Genomic DNA, 17,522 nt, shown 5'->3' with positions numbered 1-17,522 from the left:
GATTCACCGGCTCGGCGCGGCCGTGGGCGCGAGGATCGCGGCGAAGAATTCGGTGAGCGGCGCGCGGTGGGCCCGGGGATCGTTCCACTCGTTCTCCAGATTTTCCGCCATATGGTGCACGGCGCCGCTGCTCCGGTGCCGGATCACCGGATGCAGATATGCCGCGTCGACCGCCTGTTCCGGTGCGTTCTGGGCGGTGCGCCGCACCGTTATGTCGAACGGATCGACCTTGTCGTGATCGGGCCCGTACTCCAGGGTGATGGTGAAATAGTCGCAGCCGTAATCGTTTTCGTGCGCGTAGTCGACCGGGACCTCCTCGAGATACCGCGCGGGGCCCTCCGGCGGAAGCAGGAGCACATCCCCGATAACCCCGAACTGTTGCCACAGCGCCGAACTCCGGTTGACCCGCGCCACCACCGCATCCGCCAGCGCCGATGCGGTGGCGGCGATCTCGCGGTGCGGCCAGGGCCTGTTGTGATACCGCTCGCCCAGGATATTCGCCAAAGCCCGTGCCGCGTAACGGAATCCGTGGATGAATCCGCCGGTCGACCTTTTGAAATCGCGCTGCTGAACCAGGGTGCCCGCGAAGTACATGCCCGGCACGTCGACCGATTCGTAGGCGGCGGTCAGCTCGGGAAAGCGGTCGTCGATGACCAGGCGCGGGCGGCAGTCCGGATCGAAAATCGAAGGGTCGAAACGGAATCCGGTGCACACCAGCACCCGGTCGTAGCGCAGCGGTTTGATCAGCTCGTCGGCGCGGGAGAAGCTGAAACGCACCAGGTAGCCCGTGTCGTCGCGGTCGATCGACACCACGTTGCCGTCGAGCAGCGCGTTCTGTGATTTGAGCTGGTAGGTGTCGAGGAAGTTGTTGTTCACCGCGCGCAAATGGCCGACGTAGTGGGTATTCCATGCCATGCGGATGGAGCTGCGCCCCGCGACATGGATGACCGCGGCGGAGGCGATCAGGTTGTCCGCGGTCTCGAAGGCCGAATTGCCCTTACCGATGATCAGCACCCGCTGGTCGGTGAAATCCGCCGGGTCGACCGTTGCGGTGGCATAGTGCTCCGCCGTCTCGATTCCGGGAATGGTGGGAATGTTCGGAGCAAGTCCGGTCGCCACCACCAACCGCCGTGCTCGATATTCGGCGCCGTGCTGGTCCGTGGCGACGAATCCGTTTTTCACGCGCCGGATACGCGTCACCCGCGTGCGATAGGATACGGAAAGGCCGAGCTTATCGGTGAAATCCGCGAGGTAACGCACGAAATCGTCGGCGGCGGGAAAGTAATCCGGACTGTACCGGGTGAACAGTAACTCCGGATCCGGCGAGAGCAGCGAGTTCCAGTCCATCCGCATATTCAGCTCCGGATCGGTGGTGCCGGTATGCCGTTTATTGATGGAAATCAGAGTTCGGTGGCGCGGGAAGGTCGTGAAAAAGGTGCCCGGTCCGGTGCCGGATTCCAGTATCCGATAGGAATGCCCTGCGGCGTCCAGTGCCTGCCCGAGCTGCAGACCGCCCGGGCCCGCGCCGATGACGAGATAATCGAGGAGTGATTCGGTTTGCATGGTTCACCGCCGAGCGAGAGTGCCTGTGGAACCCTTCGGATTATCGATCACGGACCAACATAATTCAGACTTTTACTACTTTTCCCCAGTTCGAGATCCCCAGTTGCCATATTCGCGGTTCCGTGTAGGCTCGCCGAAGAATATGAATTCGATCTACAACAATCTATCGATCGTGAGTTCCTGCCGTCGATCGGGTGTGAATTGCTGGCGTCCTCGGACGACTACGGTTCGCGGCCCATCCTGTGCAAAAGCCGGACCTGCTGAGACGTGGCCGGTATCGCGGTGTGCGTATGCGGTCCGTAATACCGGTGGCCGTCGGTGAGCGGGCTCTCGGAAACTTCGTGATAAATCCATTCGAAGTTGTCGAGGATCCACCGCACGGTCCTCGGGTCCAGGTGTTCGTCGAGCCCTACCGCGCGGGCCAGATCCCAGGTGTGCACGACGGCGTCCACCACATACAACCCCAGCAACTGCCGCCCGGGCACCGGGCCGAACGGGTAGTCGACGATGCGGTCGAGCGCGCCCTCGACGCGGAACGCCGCCCGGCACTGCTCGACGGCCACCTCGTAAGCAGCCACCGGGTCGTTGTGGTTGCCTTCCTGACCCAGGCGCGCCATGAACTCCGCGGCGCTGCCCCCGCGCAACATGGCCACGTAAATGTCGTTTCCCTGGATCATGTGGTCGACCAACTGGCTGACATTCCATTCGGTGCAGGGTGTGGGATGGTCCCAGTGAGTCGGCGGCACCATCCGGAGGCGATCACCGAATCCGGTGGCCGCGGCGTCGAAATGGGCGAGCAGTTCGCTGTCCGTGTCATCCATGCCAATGGATTTTGAACAGGGCCCGCTGACGATGCTGGCGGGAATCGGATCTCGGCCTGCCCCTCGAAGGGTATGCCGCCTCCTACCAGAGTTGGATGGACCTCGACGGGCCCGGCCCTAGCGTTGTCCGCGTGACGATTATCCGGCGCTTGGGCCTCGACTTCGCATACACGTTCCTGGGACTGCCCCTCGCAGTGGTCAATTTCGGCCTCCTTGTATCCCTTTTCGCGGCGAGCCTCGGCACGGTGGTGATATTCATCGGAATTCCGCTGCTCGCGCTGACGCTGTTGGTCGCGCGTGGCTTCGCCGATATCGAGCGTGTACGCCTTCAGCAGCTGACGGGCGAGGCGACACCACGGCCTCGATACGCCCAGGCGCCGGAGGGGGCGGGATGGTTGCATCGGATCAGCGCACCGATCAGGCAAGGGCAGAGCTGGCTGGACCTGCTATACGCGGTCGTCAACCTGCCGATCGCGATCATCACGTTCGTATTGCCGATCGTGTGGTGGGCGATGACGCTGGGTGGCTTGACGTACTGGTTCTGGGGCAGGTTCATTCCCTACGGCGACAGCCATGACATCGTCGTCGAGACGATCATGGGTGCGGACACCGCTCACAACCGGACGGTCTTCCACACGATCATCGGTGTCGTAGCGCTGCTCACCGTGTACTTCGTCCAGCGGGGGAGTGCCGCTCTACACGCCGCCCTCGCGCAGACCCTGCTCACCCGACTCGCCGTCATGCAGGGGCGCATTCAGGAGCCGACCACCGGCCGGGCGGCGGCCGACGCACCCGAGGCGACCGCGCTGCGCTCGTAGGCGGTGGGTCTGCCTGCCATTGCCGCCGTCGGTGGCGCGCCCCGGCCTCGCAGCCAGAGTCCAGTCGTGCGCTCCAGCGCCGAGGTCATAGGTCGATCACGACCTTGCCACGAACATGTCGGGCCGCTTGGAGTTCGACTGCGGCACGGATGTCTTCGACCGGAAAGGTCGCGGCGATGGGCACCCGCAGCTGACCGGATGCGACAAGGCGCGCGATGTTGTCGAGCGCATCGGGCGCGGCGTTGGCTCCGTTGGCGGCCGGAACCCCTTCGACCACGGCCGCGATGGTGCAGATACGACTATCCGGAACTCCCAGCTCCCGGGCGACGTGCACGGTGTCTGTCCCGTGCAGGTCCAGTGCCGCGGTGACGGGACCCCCATCGAGGTCGCGGACCCTGGCGGTCAGCCCCTCGCCGTACGCGACGGGTTCGGCGCCGAGGCTTCGCAGATACTCCGCTGTCGACGGCGATCCGGTCCCGATGACTCGTGCGCCCGCGATTCGGGCCAACTGGACGGCGAATACACCGACCCCGCCGCCCGCGCCGCCGATCAGCACCGTGTCCTGCGGACCGAGGTGGAGGACGTCCAGCGCGGCGGCCGCGGTACTGCCCGCGATCGAGAGCGTGGCGGCGGTGCGATCATCGACCTCGCCCGGGGTGTGATGGGCGATGCCGCTCGCGATGTTCCCGTCCGCGTCGACCACGACGTAGTCGGCGACAGCTCGGGACAACGCCGCCCCGAACACCCGATCGCCGACCGCGTAACCGGTCGCGCCCGCACCGACCTGATCGACGACTCCCGCGTAATCGGTTCCGAACCCGGCGGGCAGACCCAGGCCGAACCTCGCCGCGGTGCCCGCCTCCGCGATCATGAGCCAGTCCATCGGATTCAAGCCGGCCGCAGTAACTTCGACGCGTATCTGCCCGGCGCCCGCCTGCGGTTCGGGCACTTCCTGGACGGTCAATACCTCAGGGCCGCCGAAAGATTCGAGTCGGACCGCCCTGCTCATGCTCGCTCGACGCTCGTCATTATGCTGCATCCTCGCTCGTCTCCTCAGGTTCGTGTAGCCATCCTGAAACGCGCTTATGCTTCGCTGATCGGAGCTTTGCGGCACCCGGACGTGCCGTTCTCACCGCTATTGATCATTGCAGGATCGACTGCTCACCATCGAGGGTTGGGCCGCACGGCCTCGACGCACCGACATGCCTGCGGGTTCAGGCGGTCATCCCGTCCCCGGTGGGCGGGGATTTCCGGGCGCCGAACCGACGCGTCAGGCGAGCCGGTCCGGTTGGGTTTCCTCGGGTGTGCTGAGGCTTATGAACTTTTTCGCCTCAATCACCGCCCCGTGGGGTTTGACCTTCCCGACGTTGGCTCGGGCCCAGGCGCGGATCGCGGCACTCTGTTCCTGTTCCGTGTAGGGCTGTGTCCAGCAACCACGCCGCACGCTTCGAGCGCGCGTCCCTTGTGCGGTGAGAAGCCGTGAGAGCTCGTCGAACTGCGTCGGTGTCACGAAGGCCAGGTGGTAGTCTCCGCCGGAATTCAGCGACGCCAGTACCGTTCCGAGGGCAAACGCGTGCTCACCGATCTCTTCCAGGAACGCTTTGAGGTAGTCGGCTCGACGATCGCCGGCGTGCTCGGTATCGAAGGCGGCGACCCAATCCCACGGCAGTGCCGCGGGATAGGACCTCAGCGACGTCAACTGCTCGCGGACAGACCGGGGATCCTGCTCGGGGGAGATGATCGCCATAGCCGCGATCTCGTCCGGAGATTCGGCTTTGCGAATCCATTCGGCGGCACCGGGTGTCAGATGTGCCAGCCGTTCAGCCATGATGCGCCGCACGCTGAACTCGGAATCCGATTCCGCCGCAACCGATTCCCCGCGGTAGATGCCGTCGGTGTCCACCCTGTTCGCGAAGTCCTCCCAGCCCAGGTTTGCGATGTTGATGTTGTTCTCCACGCCCCACAGCTGGGCGGGTACGACCCGGAACGGCCTGTAGTCGCGGTGGTCGAAATCCTGGGGTGGCAGGACCCGGACCGCCAGGATGGGATGCTCGGGGTGGGTGAGGGTGATCTCGTCGGCGAGGAATGACACGATCGCCCCGCCCGGTTGCTTCGCCTGCAACGCTTCAGGGCTCAGACCCTCGAACTCCGGGTCGTTCACCAGAGTCGAATAGGCCAGGAACCCCTCTTCGCTGGGTGTCAGGACCTCTCGGACCAGCGAACCCCACGCGCGGTCATCACCGAACCACGTGCGGACCAGGACTGAATTACTTGGTAGCTCTGCCATGTCCGCACCGTAACGACAGGGTCCGACACTCCGGTGTGGGCGCAGCGTGCGCCAGATACGTTGGGCCGGTGGGAAATGCGGGGTTCCGGCCGGTATCAACCGATCTCGGACCCGCACAGCGGTGGGCGGCGAGACCGGTTGCGGCTCAGGAACATCCGATATTGACGGCGTTGGTAAAACGTTCAGATTTGTTGGGCAGCACGGTATTTCGACGGGTGCGCATGCCGATCGAGCTCGGTTACCGGCGTGAGGTGTCGGTACTGGATGTCAGAATTCTCATATGTCACTGGAGTTTTTCAACAGGTTATCCGGGACGTTGGCGATCGAGCTGACGGAGCCGACCGAGGAGATCGCGCCGAACCTGGCTAATCGGCGTGCAACAGCGACCGCCGCGATCACGGGGGTCACGTTCGCCCTGGAGGTGTTCGAGGATGAGCGTTTTCGTGACTTGACCGTCGACGAGTTCGACCGCGTCGTCCTGAAGGTGCCCGTGCTGAACTTGCGTGGGTTGGGTGACCCCGTCGAGCACCGAGCGTCGAACGGGAAGTGGTTCACGGTGCGTGATCTTGCCGCCGCCATCGCCGAGACGGAACGAAGCACTCGCGGGCAGTCGCGGTGGTACGGCGGTGTCGACGTACATCACATCTACTTCGAAGGCATCCACGAAGGAGACGCCGGAGTTTGGGAGATCCATTGGGGATCGTGAACATTCGGTATCGACTGAGCACGGGCATTTGATCGAGCGTTGAGATCATCTGGGCGACAGAGGCTTTCAGACGATGCCAGCGCTCTCGTGGGCGTGCTAGATCACCAGGGCACTGTTCCGGCGTCGTCGAAGAATCCGCCGGTCGATCCGTCGTCGGGGAGGGTCGCGAGGTGAATCGCGATGGCCGCGCCCTGTGCGGGGGTGCGGTGGCCGCGGAAGCCGTTGAGGTCGGTGGCGGTGTAGCCGGGGCAGCCGCAGTTGATCAGGATGTTGGTGTCGCTCAGTTCTTTTGCGTATTGGACGGTGACGGCGTTGAGGAAGGTCTTCGACGCCGCGTACGCGGCGGAAATCGGGCCGGTCTCGCTGCCGGGCGTGGTCTGCAGTGTGAGCGAGCCGACGCTGCTGGACATGTTCACGATTCGCGGTGACGCCGAGCCGCGCAGCATGGGCAGCATCGCGTTGGTGACGCGGATGACGCCGATCACGTTGGTTTCCACCGCGGTTCGCACGGTCGCGGGATCGACCGTGGTGGGCGTCTGTGGGATACCGCCGGTGATCGCCGCGTTGTTGACGAGGACGTCGAGGCCGCCGGCTCGGTCGGCGATGAGATCGGCCGCGGCGGCCACACTCGCGTCGTCGGTCACGTCGAGCGGTACACCGAACGCATCGGCTCCCGCCGCGCGCAGCTTCGCCACCGCGGTGTCGCGGCGCTGCGAATCCCGCGCGCCCACACCGATCTTCCAGCCGAGGGCGCCGAGGCCCGCCGCGATCTCGTATCCGATTCCTTTATTCGCACCGGTCACCAGCGCGATCGTCTGTGTACTCATGCCGTCGATCCTGATACGACCTCGGGTGGCGCGTCCAAGACCGACCGAGTAGGCGGCCATACCGCACGGGTATTGGTCGTGTTGAGCGCCGGATACGATGCCACGGTGGAGACGCGGGAGTTGCGATACTTCGTCGCCGTCGCCGAGGAGTTGCACTTCGGGCGGGCGGCGCAGCGGCTCGCCATGGCGCAACCACCACTGTCTCGGGCGATCCAGCAGCTCGAGCGGCGACTCGGAGTGGTGCTGCTGCACCGCACCTCTCGCGCAATCACTTTGACCGAGGCCGGGGCGGTGCTGCTGCGGGAGGCGCGGGCCGCGCTCGACGCGGTCGAAGCCGCGGAGCGCCGCACTCGACGCGCCGCCGCAGACCGGCCGGGCGTAGTGCTGGCCACGAAGGCCGGAGCGTCCAGCGAACTGTTGTCGAAGCTGCTCGACGCCTACGCCGCCGAACCGGGCGCCGTCGCCGTCGAGGTGCTGCTGTGCGGGCCGGGCGAACAGGGAAGATTCCTGCGTGACGGTCGCGCCGACGTCGCCCTGCTCCACCGGCCCTTCGACACGATGGCCGGACTCGACACCGAGGACCTGCACACCGAACGGCAGGTCGTGGTCCTGCCCGCAGGGCACCACCTCGCCAACCGGGCCCAGATATCTTTGGCTGAAGTCTCCGCCTTGACCGACCTGCCGTCGCCTCGCTGGCCTCGACAGGACGGGAGCTATCCGGACGGCCCCGGCCCGCAGGTTCGCGACCACACCCAGTTGACCCAACTGATCGCGCTCGGCCGGACCTGTGCGGTCATGCCCGAGTCCGTCCGAACCCACTTGCGCGACAAGCACGCCATCGTGCCGGTACCCGACGCGCCTGCGGTCACGACCGTCATCGCCTGGCCACCGCACAGCAGATCCAAAGCCGTCGCCGACCTCGTCCGCACCGCGATACGCCTCTAGTCGATACCTCTACGCACGGTTCAGGATCCACCGCATACCGCGCGTGGGATCGGTTGTGCCGCAGAACATCCGGTAACGATGGCCCCTCGCGCAATCTTTGTGGCCTTGTTTCGGGTTGACTACTTTGTGCCGGGGCAGTCCCCGTTCCAACCGCAGCTGCACCGTCACCCATTGGGACGCAAAAAATTAGCGAGCCACACCGATCATGCTGGTGGGCAGCCGATTAGAGAGCCGCCCGCCGGGCGCGGTCTCGACCAGCTGCTGGGCGCGCGGTATCCGGATTCGGTTGGCCGCCAGCGCAACTCGATGCCCCGCCTAGGGTCGAGTTGCGAATAGCCGCTGGGCCGCCAAGCCGACGATGGCGGGCCTGCTGTGCACTCGAAACGCCAACGAGCGGAGATCATCTCGGCCACCGCAGAACTTCCGGCAGCGCACTCCCATGCGCCGGTCGAGCGTCCGCTGCGAGATCGACTGCGGTGCAGTACATCCGCTCATGCCGATTTTCGTGCCTTGGTGGACCTCGATTTCGAGCGGAGCTGGTCATCTATCTGGTGGCAGGATCAGACCGATGTGGAAGGAGTTGATCGCAGAACTCTATGACGACGCCGAGTTCGCGGCCCCGGCCTCTGACGGTGACATAGACGAGATCGAGGGTCGGCTGGGACAGCCGGTACCGGTGGAGCTGCGAGATCTATTGCGGCACACGGATGGTGTGCGGGTCGAGTGGGGATCCGGGTTGGTATGGCCGGTCCAGGAGATCATCGAGCAGAACACCGCGTTCCGCGGCGATCGTGAATTCGCTGAGCTGTATGGGACCTTCGACCAGCTGGTGTTTTTCGGAGACAACGGCGGGGGTGACCAGTTCGCCTATGCAGGAGGATCGCCCGGACAGGTCGCCGGGGTGTACGTGTGGGACCACGAAACCGATGAGCGCACCTGGGTCGCAAGCTCGTTGACCGACTACCTGCAACGGCGGGCCGCGGCTGATGGCGAGGATTGGTACAGATGAGGCGGCACCCACGAGTGCGGCCGTAAACGCATCTCGTGTGGCGTCGCGATGAGTTCTGCCCTCGGGTGCAGTCTGATCTGTATGGGCAGACTCATCTATGGCTTCAACGTGTCGGTGGACGGGTATATCGCCGACGCACAAGGCAATATCGACTGGTCCGATCCGAGCGAAGAACTGCATCAGTACTGGAACGACTTCGAGCGGGAGACCGCCCTGTCGTTCTATGGGCGGCGGCTCTACGAACTGATGTCGGCGTACTGGCCGACCGCCGACAAGGCCCCGGACGCCACCCCGCTGATCGTCGACTTCGCGCACATCTGGCGCGACATGCCCAAGGTCGTGTTCTCGCGCACCCTGGAGTCGGTCGACTGGAACTCCCGCCTGGAACGCGGCGACCCGGTCGAGGTGGTGACGAAGCTGAAAGCCGAAACCGACGGCAGGCTGGAGGTGGCCGGCGCGACGCTGGCCGCACCGATCGTGCGGGCCGGACTGGTGGACGAGTACCGGATCGTGATCGCGCCCACCGCGGTCGGCGGCGGCACACCGTTCTTTCCGACACTGCCGTCGTGGATCTCACTGCGACTGTTGGAGAATCGCACCTTCCCTGGCGGCACGGTCCTGCTGCGCTACGAGGCGAAACACGACTGATCCCACCAACGCGACGCCGGAAATCCGCCAGCGCCCGGGCTGCCCAGGCGGCAGGTTGTGCTGCATGGATCTTGGTTTGCACAATCTGGTCGCGGTGGTGACGGGCGCGTCGAAGGGTATCGGGCTCGCCACCGCTCGGACGCTCCATGCCGAAGGCGCGCTGGTGGTTGCCGCATCACGACGCTCCACCCCGGAACTCGACGCACTGGTGGGCGAGCGGTTGGTCCATGCCGCCGTCGATCTCGCGACACCGGAGGGCCCGGCTCAGGCTATTGCGAAGGCGGAGAACGCTTTTGGTGGGCTCGACATCCTCGTCAACAATGCGGGCGGTCCGCCGCCGGGCGCGGTCCTGCCACGCTTCTCGTTCACCGCGCTCACCGACGCGGACTGGGCCGCGATGCTGGATTTCAACCTCATGTCCGCGGTCCGGGCGGTTCGCGCGGCGATACCATTGCTCCTCGCGCGTGGCCGGGGCTCCATCGTCAACGTCACCTCGACCCATGCCCTCGTGCCCAGCGGTGTCAACGTCGACTACGGGGCGGCGAAGGCGGCGGTCGGCAATCTGACCCAAGCATTGTCGGAAGAGTTCGGCCCGAAAGGAATTCGGGTCAACTCTGTCGTTCCGGGGCCGGTGCGTACACCGTGGTGGACCGATGCGGGCGGAGCGGCCGACGTCTTGGCGGCAGCCGTCGGCACCGACCGCGATACGATCCTGAACCAGAAGGCTGCCGAGATGATGCAATTGACCACCGGCCGACTCATCGACCCACAGGAAGTCGCCGACGCCATCGTCCTGCTTTCCTCGCCACGGTCGGCAAGCATTACGGGCTCAGCGGTTCTCGTGGACGCGGGTTTGAGCAAAACCGTCTGACCTACTCGCCCTGGCGATTTCGTGACCGGCTTGCCCGCCGACGGCCGCGCGCACCGGTGCATGGTGACGCGGCCTAGGCCGCGAGATCCTCTGCGGCGCAAGGCTCCACCGGCAAGACGGATGCCGGGTCCGTGCGCCGTCGTCGTTCGGCGACCGCGGTGACGGTGACCGTGACCAAGGCGAGGGCGGCGGTCACCAGCGAGCACCACGGGGCGAGCAGGTACCGGCCGGGATGCCAGGTGATGAGCAACCCGGCGATGGCCGGCCCCAACGCATTACCGAGATTGAGCATGGCGACGTTCACGCCCGACGCCAGCGTGGGCGCGTCACCCGCCAGCGCGAACACACGACCGTTGAGGGCGGGAGTGATCGCGCAAGCGGCTGTCCCGAAAAGGAAGACGACCACACCCAACACGATCAACGACTGGTGGATCAACACCATCAACGCCACGATCGTGACGATGGTGCCGATCAGGCTGATCACCATGGTGCGCAGGAAACCGTGCCGGACCGCGGCGCCACCGACGGTGACGCCGATCATGGACCCGACCCCGAACAAGGCGAGAAGTCCGCCCGTCATACCGGATCCGAGGTGCCCGATCTGCGTTGTCAATGGCTGCAGGTAGGTGAACGTGGCGAACATGGCCACCTGGAACAGCACCACCACGGCAAAGGTGACCAGCATCGCCGGACGGATCAGGACGCGCGCTTCCACGACCAGCTGCGTGCGCAGGCCGTCGCCGGCCGACGGTGCGGGTTCGATCCTGATCCTCGCCAGGAACGCACATCCGACCACGGCAAGCACGGCAACCAGCACGAAGGCGGCCTGCCAACCGAAAAACGACCCGACCCACGCCGAAACCGGCACTCCCACAACGTTCGCCACGGTCATGCCGCCGAGCAGCACGGCCAGCGCCCGCGCCGACATCGACGGTTCGACCATCCGCACCGCCGCGACCGCGCCGACGGACAGCAGTGTGGCGCATGCGATACCGGATACCGCGCGGAAGGCGATCACCGCCCAGAAGACCGGGCTCGCCGCCGAAAGCACATGCGCGACAGCGAATGCCGACATCGCGGCGATCAGGGTGCGCTTGGGGTGCAACCGGACGGTGAACGCCGCCGTGACGGGTGCGCTGACCATCACCGCGACAGCGAAAACCGTGGTGAGCAACGCGATCACCGGCGCAGGCCGCCGGAACGAGGCGGACATCGCATCGAGCAGGCCCGAGATCATGAATTCGCTGATACAGACCGTGAATACGCACGTCGAGAGCACCAATACGCCGGATGGCAGGCGTCTCGCCGGCCTTGTCGTTGTCGTCATACCCGGCAGCGTCGAGGATTGACGCTTGTGGCAAGGTCAAGTCCGATCCACGCGCATTATCGAGGAGAGTTCGATGCAGATTGGCGATTTCGCAGCGGCAACCGGCACGACCACCCGCATGCTGCGCCACTACGAATCACAGGGCTTACTGGAACCGGCCCGCCGGGACGCCAACGGCTACCGCGACTACGACGAGACGCAGATCGCCCAGGCCCGACAGATCCGGGAGCTGATCCGCTGCGGGATCCCCAGCCGCCTGGTCAAGGATCTGCTCAGCGCGCTGACCGACAGCGACGGAATCTACCCCGAGCACATCGATCCCGGCACCGTCGACGCCGTCGAGAACGAATGGCAGCGGATGTGCAGGTGTGTCAACTGCATGGCGCAGCGCCGCGATGCCCTACGCGCCTACCTCGACCAGATCTCCTCCCCGGCACGTCCGGCCTGATCCGAATATCACTGGTCCGTCGCCGACAGCAACGCAACCTCGATCAAGACCATGCTGGATCTCGGCTGGTGATCCACAGCGCCGCAGGGGGATTCAATCCGCTCCGCTGTGTGGCGAGCCGACCGCGCCGGTCGATGAGGACAGCATGTCGCCGATGCTGGGATCTCACTTCCATCCGGAACCTCCGCGACCACGAATGTGAGGAGGCGCCTTCGCGTACCGATCGGCCCATGGGCCCATCCACCCCGAGGGAGCGCCCACGGAAACGAAGAGAGGAAGCTCTATGAGGATGCTGCTCGGCGCGTTCGTGCTTTCCGCCAGTGCCGCGCTCGTGTTCATGCCGACCGCCGGCGCCAGGCCCGACGCGAGCGAAGCCAATGTCGCAGTGCTGAAGGTCAATCACTCCAACGGCGACGTCACCGCTGCGTACGAGTGCAGCGGCATAGAAAACCCAAAGATCGAAGTTACGTTGATGCGCAAGGCGGATGGCAAGACCGGCGATGGCGAAACCAGCGACCTGAACTGCGACGGGAAACCGCACTTCACCACCTTCCCGACTACCTTGGGGGCGGGAAAACACGGCGACAAGTACGACGCCGACATCAGTCTCGGCGAAATGGAAGTAAGGATCCAAGGCAGTGAGGACGTGCGCTACTAGTTTCGCGGTCGTATGACCTGCTGACACGGTGCGGGGTCGTCGGTTGAACCGATCGCGAGCGTGACACAAGACCCATGTCAAGCCTTGGCGGGTCTCCGTGGGCGGTTCAGCCGACGGGCCAAGTCCGCTGCCTGGCCGTGTGGCCGTCCGCTCAATGCCGCGGGGCGGGCGTTCGCAAGGCCACTGCGCGCATCGTCTATCGGAACGAAAGCGTCTCTGTCACAACGATTTCGGTACAAGGTACCGGCGAAAGTCAAGGCGATGTAGAGCAGCCGGGCAGCTGCCTGATTACTCTGCCGCGCCCGCCTGTGTCCGCCATAAGCGGCGGCCGACCGTGGCGGCATTGGCGCGATCCATGTCGACCTCGAGTGTCTGGTCGGCGAGGCGATACGGCACCACGATGTCGATCGCCTGCCCTTCGCGATGTTCGAGTGTGACCTTGATGGCGTCGCCGCGCACCGGCGTCACCGCGTCGACGTCGAATACTGTTGCTCGCGCGCGGAGTTGGGCGCCGTCGCCGGGCCGCTCGAGCCGGGCGCGGATGGCATCCTCGGTGGTGGCCGTGCCGGGCTCGCCGAGTGCGCGCATCGCGCGAGCGCCGGTCAGGTCGATCGCGAGCATGAATGGCGCGAAAGTGCCGCGACCGCCCAATATTTCGGCTGCCGCACGTATACTGTCCTCGAGCAGGGTGTCGAGGTCGTCGCGGGCTTGCTGGGATGCCGATTCTCGCCAGTCCACTGTTCGCTCCAGGGGATTCGTTGCCAACGCGGGGAGGCATAGAGCATGGCACAGCACATCTTACAGGTCGATCCAGACCATTTGCGGCGCGGCGCAGGCCGATTCGACGAACATCACGGGGATATGTGTGGCGTTCTGGCCGATATCCACCACGGACATGACCGATTGCAGGATTCGTGGTCCGGAGCGGCGGCCGATACGGTCCGGGAGGTGTGGGACGATCTGCATCCCCGGATCAGGACCCATGTCGACCGGATCGCCACCTACGCCGCCGACCTGAATTCGGCGGCGACGGCCTATCACGGCACCGATACCGACAGTGGGTCGGAAATCAGCGGCGCCGCAGGGTATCTGGAGATCTAGCGATCATGGCGCACCGATACGATCTCGCGGCGATGGAGCGGTTCGTCACCGATCTGGACGGGCACATCCGGCGGCTCGCGGGCATGCACGAGGCGGTCGGGCGATCCGCCGCCGACCTCCGGCCCCACTTCGTCGGCGACGGTGGTGACGGGTTCAGCACCGCTCATGCCGACTGGCAGTCCGATTCGGGCGAACGCCTCGACGAGTTACGCGCACTGCGCACACAGGTGCACACCGCCCACCACAATTACGCTGAGGCCGAGCGGCTCAACCGCGAAATGTTCGGCTTCGCGGGGTAGCAGGTGCTCGCCCAACGAATCGCGATGCTCACGTTGTTCGTCGTCGCGACCGGGTGCGGCAGATCCGGTGACGCCCCGCCCGCGGCGACCACGGTCGATACCGCGTACTCCTGTGATGCGGCCAAGCCGAGCGGGCAGGTATTCGTTCGGGAGGCCGACCGGCGTCAGCCGTTCCGGATAGCGCTGCCGCGGTTGGACGGTTGGGCCGAGAATCCGGTGTCGACCGGCGAACTGTCGATCGTCCGGCGCGACGGCGCCCGATTCGCCATGGTGTCCGCCATCGCCGGGGAGACCCCGTTCGACAACGACGATGCGAATGCGACCTACCTGTCCGGGCTCGCCGGCGCGCCGGATACCCGAGGTTGGCAGGAGCACACCAGCGTGCCCGCTCAGGTGTGCGGGCACCGAGCCGTCGCCGTCGACGGCGAATTCCGGCAACCTTATCTGTACAAATCGAAATCGTTTCTCGGACTTATCGTTTCGTGCGATGCGCGGACCGCGACGGTCCAGCTGTCCGGTCTGGTTCGCGGCGCGACGAATGCGTTCGACGAAGAGATCGCGACGATCATGCGCAATCTGCAAATCGGCACCTGTGTGAAGGATTAGAGCGTCATGACGACAGTGCATCCCGAGTGGTATTGGGACGTCGCGCGCCAGTTGGGTGATCTGAGCACGAAACTGGAGCAGAAGCTGCGCGAGCTCGACGGGAATCTGGACGTCTCACGTTCCGCCGGTGTGCACTCCACCGCCGGAACGGGTTGGGCCGCGGCCTATTCGCAGTCGGCCGCGGATATTTTCGAACTCACCTCACTCAGCGCCATCGCGGCGGGTAATTTCGCGAAGATGGTGCACACCGCGGGCGCCAACCACGCCGAGGCCGAGAACAAGAACGCGCCGGAGAAGTCGCAGATTCCGATCCCGCCGCCACCGCAAGTGACCAGCCTGCAGTACTCGCTGCACCCGACCCGGCTGTGCAACGGCGGCCTCGGCGACATACCCGACCGGTGGCACCTGATCGACGGACGACATAAAAAGGCATGGGCCGATTGCGATACCGGCAAGATCGAGCATGCGAGCCAGATGTTCGGCAAATTCAGCGGGGACTTCAAGGACGTCAAGCTGAATCTGCCCGGCAATCCGGACGAGCCGGAAGATGTGCCGATGATCCGGTCGGCCGTTGATCGATTCCTCAACGCGGTCGACGACGTCTCCGCGTTCTCCGGCTATCTCGGCAGCGCCTGCCACGAGGTCGCGGATAAATCGCATATCGAACGGGAACAGATCAAACAGGTCCTTTTCTACTGCGAGATGACGATCAACACGTGGAAGATCACCAGGGCGGCGCCGGTCCTGCGATGGTTCGTGAAGAAGATGATCGACGCGTATATCGAGGAGTTGAAGGACAGGGCCGGGCGCGACGTCGATGCGCTGCTGACGGAATTGGACGGATTCGTCGATGGCGCCGTTCAGCAGACCGGCGGATCGATGGCGGGCGCGACCGGCGACGTTCAGCTGTGGCTGGCGCCGTTCCTGGGACGGTATGCGCGCCAAGGCTATCCGGTGACGGGACGCAACCTCTTCGATAACATTCGGGCCGGGCGCGACGGCGAACTGCGCGCCGGATTGGATCCGAATGCGCCCAAGCGTGCGGTGTTCGTCAACGGTCGCACCAGGATTCCCGACCGGATCGACGATGTGAACCGGCAGGTCACCGAGGTCAAGAACACCAATGACACGCAAGGTTCGGCGCAGCAGATTCATGACGAGTCCGATTGGGCGGCGCAGAATGGCTATACCATGACATTGGTTGTCGATAACCGCACGCAGCTGGCGCCCGATACGCAACAGCTGGTGAACGAGGGCAGGGTCACCGTCATTCGCGAGGAATTGGACGACAATCTGCCCAAAGGCCAGTCGCCCGCGCCGTTCATTCCCAAACCGGGTTGGGGTCCGCCGGCCAGTAACAAGGATCCGCGCGGCTCGACCGGGGTGCCGGTGCCGTGAATTACGAATACGCGCGGATGCCGAAAGGCGACAACTGGCTCGACGAATTACCCGCGGGCTATCGCGACGGCACGAACGGATTCGACCTGCGGATCGCCAGGGAGCTCGCCGCGGTCGGCGTGCGCTGCTATACCTTGGACGATCTGGCGAACGGTCCGCGGACCATCCCGCCGGCGATTCCCATCTTCGTCGATTGGCTCGAACATCTCGACGAGCGGATACCCGGCCCCGAAACCCACCATAAATGGGCCATTCGCACCGGATTGATCCGCAATCTCATCGATCCGGCGGCCAAGCGCAACCGGCGGGCGATCGAGGTGTTGTTCCGCGAGATCGAGCACGGCGATCCGCCGCTGCAACCACATGTCGAGTTCTGGGCGGCGCTCGCACTGGACACCATTGCCGAGCGAGGCGACTACGACCGCATGGTGCACCTGTTGCACACCCTGCCCAATATCGCGTCGAAGGTGCCGATCCTGCACTTTCTGGGTCGGTTCAGAACCGAGGAGGCGCGCGAGCTGGTGCTGCCGTATGTCGCGGATCCGAACACCAGGGGATCGGCGATCAGGGCGTTGACCAAATTCAAGAACCCGGCCGATCGCGCATTGATCGAGCAATATGCCGACGATCCCAACAGTCAGGTACGTACAGCCGTCAAAGCGGCCCTAGCGAAAATTCCGCTCCGATGACACCCGACTACTCCGCATTCGGACCGCGCGGGGCCGAGCTGCTGAACCGGCTGGCCGAGCAGGCGCGCAGGCTCACCGAGATCGCCGAGGAGGTCGAGGAGCTAGAGGCCGAGGCCACCGACGATCGGCGGACGGTCACCGTGCGCGTCACGGTGGGCGGCTCGGTGCGGTCCATGACAATTCATCCGGTGGCCCGCCGCCTGACCAACGAAACCTTGGGCGAGTTGATCGTCGAGACAACGAATGCGGCGTTCGCCAAGGCGCATGCCCTCGCGGCCGAACACGCGGGCAAATATTATGCCGCGCAACGGAATTTCACCGAGGAGCTGCGCAAGCACGATCCGACCGCAGCGGCGGCGCTCACAGAACTCACCAACAGTGTGGCCGGTGCGCCCGCGCCACCCGCGCCCGCCGGCGACGAGGACGACGATCCTCGACACCCTTGGCCGAGGGTATTCGACAGATCGACCTGATCCGACGCTTATGCCCGGGTCGCCGTCA

At 65.0% G+C, this 17,522-nt stretch carries 21 protein-coding genes; 14 read left to right on the top strand and 7 right to left on the bottom strand.

Annotated features, from left to right (window positions below; all coding sequences use genetic code 11):
- Positions 1 to 3: 3 nt before the first annotated feature.
- Both LGY53_RS20850 and LGY53_RS20845 read right to left on the bottom strand, forming a co-directional pair.
- Positions 4 to 1,563 (bottom strand): NAD(P)-binding domain-containing protein, encoded by a 1,560-nt coding sequence (locus LGY53_RS20850; RefSeq protein ID WP_225728366.1) that lies wholly within the window; start codon positions 1,561 to 1,563, stop codon positions 4 to 6.
- A 221-nt stretch (positions 1,564 to 1,784) separates the two neighbouring features.
- Positions 1,785 to 2,384, bottom strand: a complete 600-nt coding sequence (locus LGY53_RS20845; protein WP_225728365.1) for a TIGR03086 family metal-binding protein — start codon at positions 2,382 to 2,384, stop codon at positions 1,785 to 1,787.
- Positions 2,385 to 2,479: 95 nt separating this feature from the next.
- Here LGY53_RS20845 and LGY53_RS20840 point away from each other — a divergent pair, with 95 nt between their 5' ends.
- Positions 2,480 to 3,202, top strand: coding sequence for a sensor domain-containing protein (locus tag LGY53_RS20840; protein WP_225728364.1), 723 nt, complete (start codon positions 2,480 to 2,482; stop codon positions 3,200 to 3,202).
- 85 nt (positions 3,203 to 3,287) lie between these two features.
- Here LGY53_RS20840 and LGY53_RS20835 read toward each other — a convergent pair whose 3' ends face one another.
- Together LGY53_RS20835 and LGY53_RS20830 are read right to left on the bottom strand one after the other, a co-directional pair.
- Positions 3,288 to 4,211 carry an NADP-dependent oxidoreductase gene (locus tag LGY53_RS20835; protein ID WP_225728363.1) on the bottom strand — a complete coding sequence of 308 codons (924 nt, stop codon included), beginning with the start codon at positions 4,209 to 4,211 and terminating at the stop codon, positions 3,288 to 3,290.
- A gap of 261 nt (positions 4,212 to 4,472) precedes the next feature.
- Positions 4,473 to 5,489 (bottom strand): hypothetical protein, encoded by a 1,017-nt coding sequence (locus LGY53_RS20830; protein WP_374111213.1) that lies wholly within the window; start codon positions 5,487 to 5,489, stop codon positions 4,473 to 4,475.
- 280 nt (positions 5,490 to 5,769) lie between these two features.
- Here LGY53_RS20830 and LGY53_RS20825 point away from each other — a divergent pair, with 280 nt between their 5' ends.
- Positions 5,770 to 6,195 (top strand): hypothetical protein, encoded by a 426-nt coding sequence (locus tag LGY53_RS20825; protein ID WP_225728361.1) that lies wholly within the window; start codon positions 5,770 to 5,772, stop codon positions 6,193 to 6,195.
- A gap of 101 nt (positions 6,196 to 6,296) precedes the next feature.
- Here the strand turns inward: LGY53_RS20825 and LGY53_RS20820 are convergent, their stop codons facing one another.
- Entirely contained in the window at positions 6,297 to 7,022 is a 726-nt protein-coding gene (locus LGY53_RS20820; protein ID WP_225728360.1) for an SDR family NAD(P)-dependent oxidoreductase, read from the bottom strand.
- Between the two features lie 105 nt (positions 7,023 to 7,127).
- On the opposite strand from LGY53_RS20820, the gene LGY53_RS20815 reads away from it, so the two are divergent.
- The 4 genes from LGY53_RS20815 to LGY53_RS20800 all read left to right on the top strand — a co-directional run bounded on the left by LGY53_RS20815 (position 7,128) and on the right by LGY53_RS20800 (position 10,495).
- Positions 7,128 to 7,967: a LysR family transcriptional regulator gene (locus LGY53_RS20815; protein ID WP_225728359.1), complete on the top strand. Its 840-nt coding sequence runs from the start codon at positions 7,128 to 7,130 to the stop codon at positions 7,965 to 7,967.
- Positions 7,968 to 8,535: 568 nt separating this feature from the next.
- Positions 8,536 to 8,976 carry an SMI1/KNR4 family protein gene (locus LGY53_RS20810; RefSeq protein ID WP_225728358.1) on the top strand — a complete coding sequence of 147 codons (441 nt, stop codon included), beginning with the start codon at positions 8,536 to 8,538 and terminating at the stop codon, positions 8,974 to 8,976.
- 81 nt (positions 8,977 to 9,057) lie between these two features.
- Complete coding sequence (locus LGY53_RS20805) at positions 9,058 to 9,624, top strand: dihydrofolate reductase family protein (protein WP_225728357.1); 567 nt, start codon at positions 9,058 to 9,060, stop codon at positions 9,622 to 9,624.
- Between the two features lie 76 nt (positions 9,625 to 9,700).
- Positions 9,701 to 10,495 carry an SDR family NAD(P)-dependent oxidoreductase gene (locus LGY53_RS20800; protein WP_225728356.1) on the top strand — a complete coding sequence of 265 codons (795 nt, stop codon included), beginning with the start codon at positions 9,701 to 9,703 and terminating at the stop codon, positions 10,493 to 10,495.
- A gap of 73 nt (positions 10,496 to 10,568) precedes the next feature.
- Here LGY53_RS20800 and LGY53_RS20795 read toward each other — a convergent pair whose 3' ends face one another.
- Positions 10,569 to 11,732: an MFS transporter gene (locus LGY53_RS20795; RefSeq protein WP_255664992.1), complete on the bottom strand. Its 1,164-nt coding sequence runs from the start codon at positions 11,730 to 11,732 to the stop codon at positions 10,569 to 10,571.
- A 163-nt stretch (positions 11,733 to 11,895) separates the two neighbouring features.
- Here LGY53_RS20795 and LGY53_RS20790 point away from each other — a divergent pair, with 163 nt between their 5' ends.
- Both LGY53_RS20790 and LGY53_RS20785 read left to right on the top strand, forming a co-directional pair.
- The gene (locus tag LGY53_RS20790; protein WP_225728355.1) at positions 11,896 to 12,270 is read left to right on the top strand and encodes a MerR family transcriptional regulator; all 375 of its coding nucleotides are present in this window, start codon (positions 11,896 to 11,898) and stop codon (positions 12,268 to 12,270) included.
- 283 nt (positions 12,271 to 12,553) lie between these two features.
- A complete protein-coding gene (locus tag LGY53_RS20785; RefSeq protein WP_225728354.1) occupies positions 12,554 to 12,928 on the top strand; it encodes a hypothetical protein in 375 nt (124 codons plus the stop codon).
- A gap of 288 nt (positions 12,929 to 13,216) precedes the next feature.
- Here the strand turns inward: LGY53_RS20785 and LGY53_RS20780 are convergent, their stop codons facing one another.
- Positions 13,217 to 13,666: a hypothetical protein gene (locus LGY53_RS20780; protein ID WP_225728353.1), complete on the bottom strand. Its 450-nt coding sequence runs from the start codon at positions 13,664 to 13,666 to the stop codon at positions 13,217 to 13,219.
- A gap of 45 nt (positions 13,667 to 13,711) precedes the next feature.
- On the opposite strand from LGY53_RS20780, the gene LGY53_RS20775 reads away from it, so the two are divergent.
- The 6 genes from LGY53_RS20775 to LGY53_RS20750 are packed head-to-tail and all read left to right on the top strand — an operon-like array spanning position 13,712 to position 17,494.
- Positions 13,712 to 14,029, top strand: coding sequence for a WXG100 family type VII secretion target (locus LGY53_RS20775; RefSeq protein ID WP_225728352.1), 318 nt, complete (start codon positions 13,712 to 13,714; stop codon positions 14,027 to 14,029).
- 5 nt (positions 14,030 to 14,034) lie between these two features.
- On the top strand, positions 14,035 to 14,328 hold the full coding sequence (locus LGY53_RS20770) for a WXG100 family type VII secretion target (protein WP_225728351.1): 294 nt from the start codon (positions 14,035 to 14,037) through the stop codon (positions 14,326 to 14,328).
- 24 nt (positions 14,329 to 14,352) lie between these two features.
- On the top strand, positions 14,353 to 14,934 hold the full coding sequence (locus tag LGY53_RS20765) for a hypothetical protein (protein ID WP_225728350.1): 582 nt from the start codon (positions 14,353 to 14,355) through the stop codon (positions 14,932 to 14,934).
- A gap of 6 nt (positions 14,935 to 14,940) precedes the next feature.
- The gene (locus LGY53_RS20760; RefSeq protein WP_225728349.1) at positions 14,941 to 16,332 is read left to right on the top strand and encodes a putative toxin; all 1,392 of its coding nucleotides are present in this window, start codon (positions 14,941 to 14,943) and stop codon (positions 16,330 to 16,332) included.
- A complete protein-coding gene (locus tag LGY53_RS44170) occupies positions 16,329 to 17,021 on the top strand; it encodes a HEAT repeat domain-containing protein (RefSeq protein ID WP_225728348.1) in 693 nt (230 codons plus the stop codon). Before LGY53_RS20760 ends, LGY53_RS44170 begins: the two co-directional genes overlap by 4 nt.
- Positions 17,018 to 17,494, top strand: a complete 477-nt coding sequence (locus LGY53_RS20750) for a YbaB/EbfC family nucleoid-associated protein (RefSeq protein WP_225728347.1) — start codon at positions 17,018 to 17,020, stop codon at positions 17,492 to 17,494. Before LGY53_RS44170 ends, LGY53_RS20750 begins: the two co-directional genes overlap by 4 nt.
- Positions 17,495 to 17,522: the final 28 nt, after the last annotated feature.

Source organism: Nocardia sp. JCM 34519.1, assembly GCF_020361265.1.
Classification (GTDB): domain Bacteria; phylum Actinomycetota; class Actinomycetes; order Mycobacteriales; family Mycobacteriaceae; genus Nocardia; species Nocardia arthritidis_A.
The sequence above is the reverse complement of the archived record's forward strand: the minus strand, read 5'-3'. Positions and strand labels throughout refer to the sequence as shown.

What these genes read in the sequence shown, in the direction of transcription:
- LGY53_RS20850 (WP_225728366.1), bottom strand. Translation starts at nt 1,563, where the DNA reads ATGCAAACCGAATCACTCCTCGATTATCTCGTCATCGGCGCGGGCCCG.
- LGY53_RS20845 (WP_225728365.1), bottom strand. Translation starts at nt 2,384, where the DNA reads ATGGATGACACGGACAGCGAACTGCTCGCCCATTTCGACGCCGCGGCC.
- LGY53_RS20840 (WP_225728364.1), top strand. Translation starts at nt 2,480, where the DNA reads ATGGACCTCGACGGGCCCGGCCCTAGCGTTGTCCGCGTGACGATTATC.
- LGY53_RS20835 (WP_225728363.1), bottom strand. Translation starts at nt 4,211, where the DNA reads ATGAGCAGGGCGGTCCGACTCGAATCTTTCGGCGGCCCTGAGGTATTG.
- LGY53_RS20830 (WP_374111213.1), bottom strand. Translation starts at nt 5,489, where the DNA reads ATGGCAGAGCTACCAAGTAATTCAGTCCTGGTCCGCACGTGGTTCGGT.
- LGY53_RS20825 (WP_225728361.1), top strand. Translation starts at nt 5,770, where the DNA reads ATGTCACTGGAGTTTTTCAACAGGTTATCCGGGACGTTGGCGATCGAG.
- LGY53_RS20820 (WP_225728360.1), bottom strand. Translation starts at nt 7,022, where the DNA reads ATGAGTACACAGACGATCGCGCTGGTGACCGGTGCGAATAAAGGAATC.
- LGY53_RS20810 (WP_225728358.1), top strand. Translation starts at nt 8,536, where the DNA reads ATGTGGAAGGAGTTGATCGCAGAACTCTATGACGACGCCGAGTTCGCG.
- LGY53_RS20805 (WP_225728357.1), top strand. Translation starts at nt 9,058, where the DNA reads ATGGGCAGACTCATCTATGGCTTCAACGTGTCGGTGGACGGGTATATC.
- LGY53_RS20795 (WP_255664992.1), bottom strand. Translation starts at nt 11,732, where the DNA reads ATGATCTCGGGCCTGCTCGATGCGATGTCCGCCTCGTTCCGGCGGCCT.
- LGY53_RS20790 (WP_225728355.1), top strand. Translation starts at nt 11,896, where the DNA reads ATGCAGATTGGCGATTTCGCAGCGGCAACCGGCACGACCACCCGCATG.
- LGY53_RS20785 (WP_225728354.1), top strand. Translation starts at nt 12,554, where the DNA reads ATGAGGATGCTGCTCGGCGCGTTCGTGCTTTCCGCCAGTGCCGCGCTC.
- LGY53_RS20775 (WP_225728352.1), top strand. Translation starts at nt 13,712, where the DNA reads ATGGCACAGCACATCTTACAGGTCGATCCAGACCATTTGCGGCGCGGC.
- LGY53_RS20770 (WP_225728351.1), top strand. Translation starts at nt 14,035, where the DNA reads ATGGCGCACCGATACGATCTCGCGGCGATGGAGCGGTTCGTCACCGAT.
- LGY53_RS20765 (WP_225728350.1), top strand. Translation starts at nt 14,353, where the DNA reads ATGCTCACGTTGTTCGTCGTCGCGACCGGGTGCGGCAGATCCGGTGAC.
- LGY53_RS20760 (WP_225728349.1), top strand. Translation starts at nt 14,941, where the DNA reads ATGACGACAGTGCATCCCGAGTGGTATTGGGACGTCGCGCGCCAGTTG.
- LGY53_RS20750 (WP_225728347.1), top strand. Translation starts at nt 17,018, where the DNA reads ATGACACCCGACTACTCCGCATTCGGACCGCGCGGGGCCGAGCTGCTG.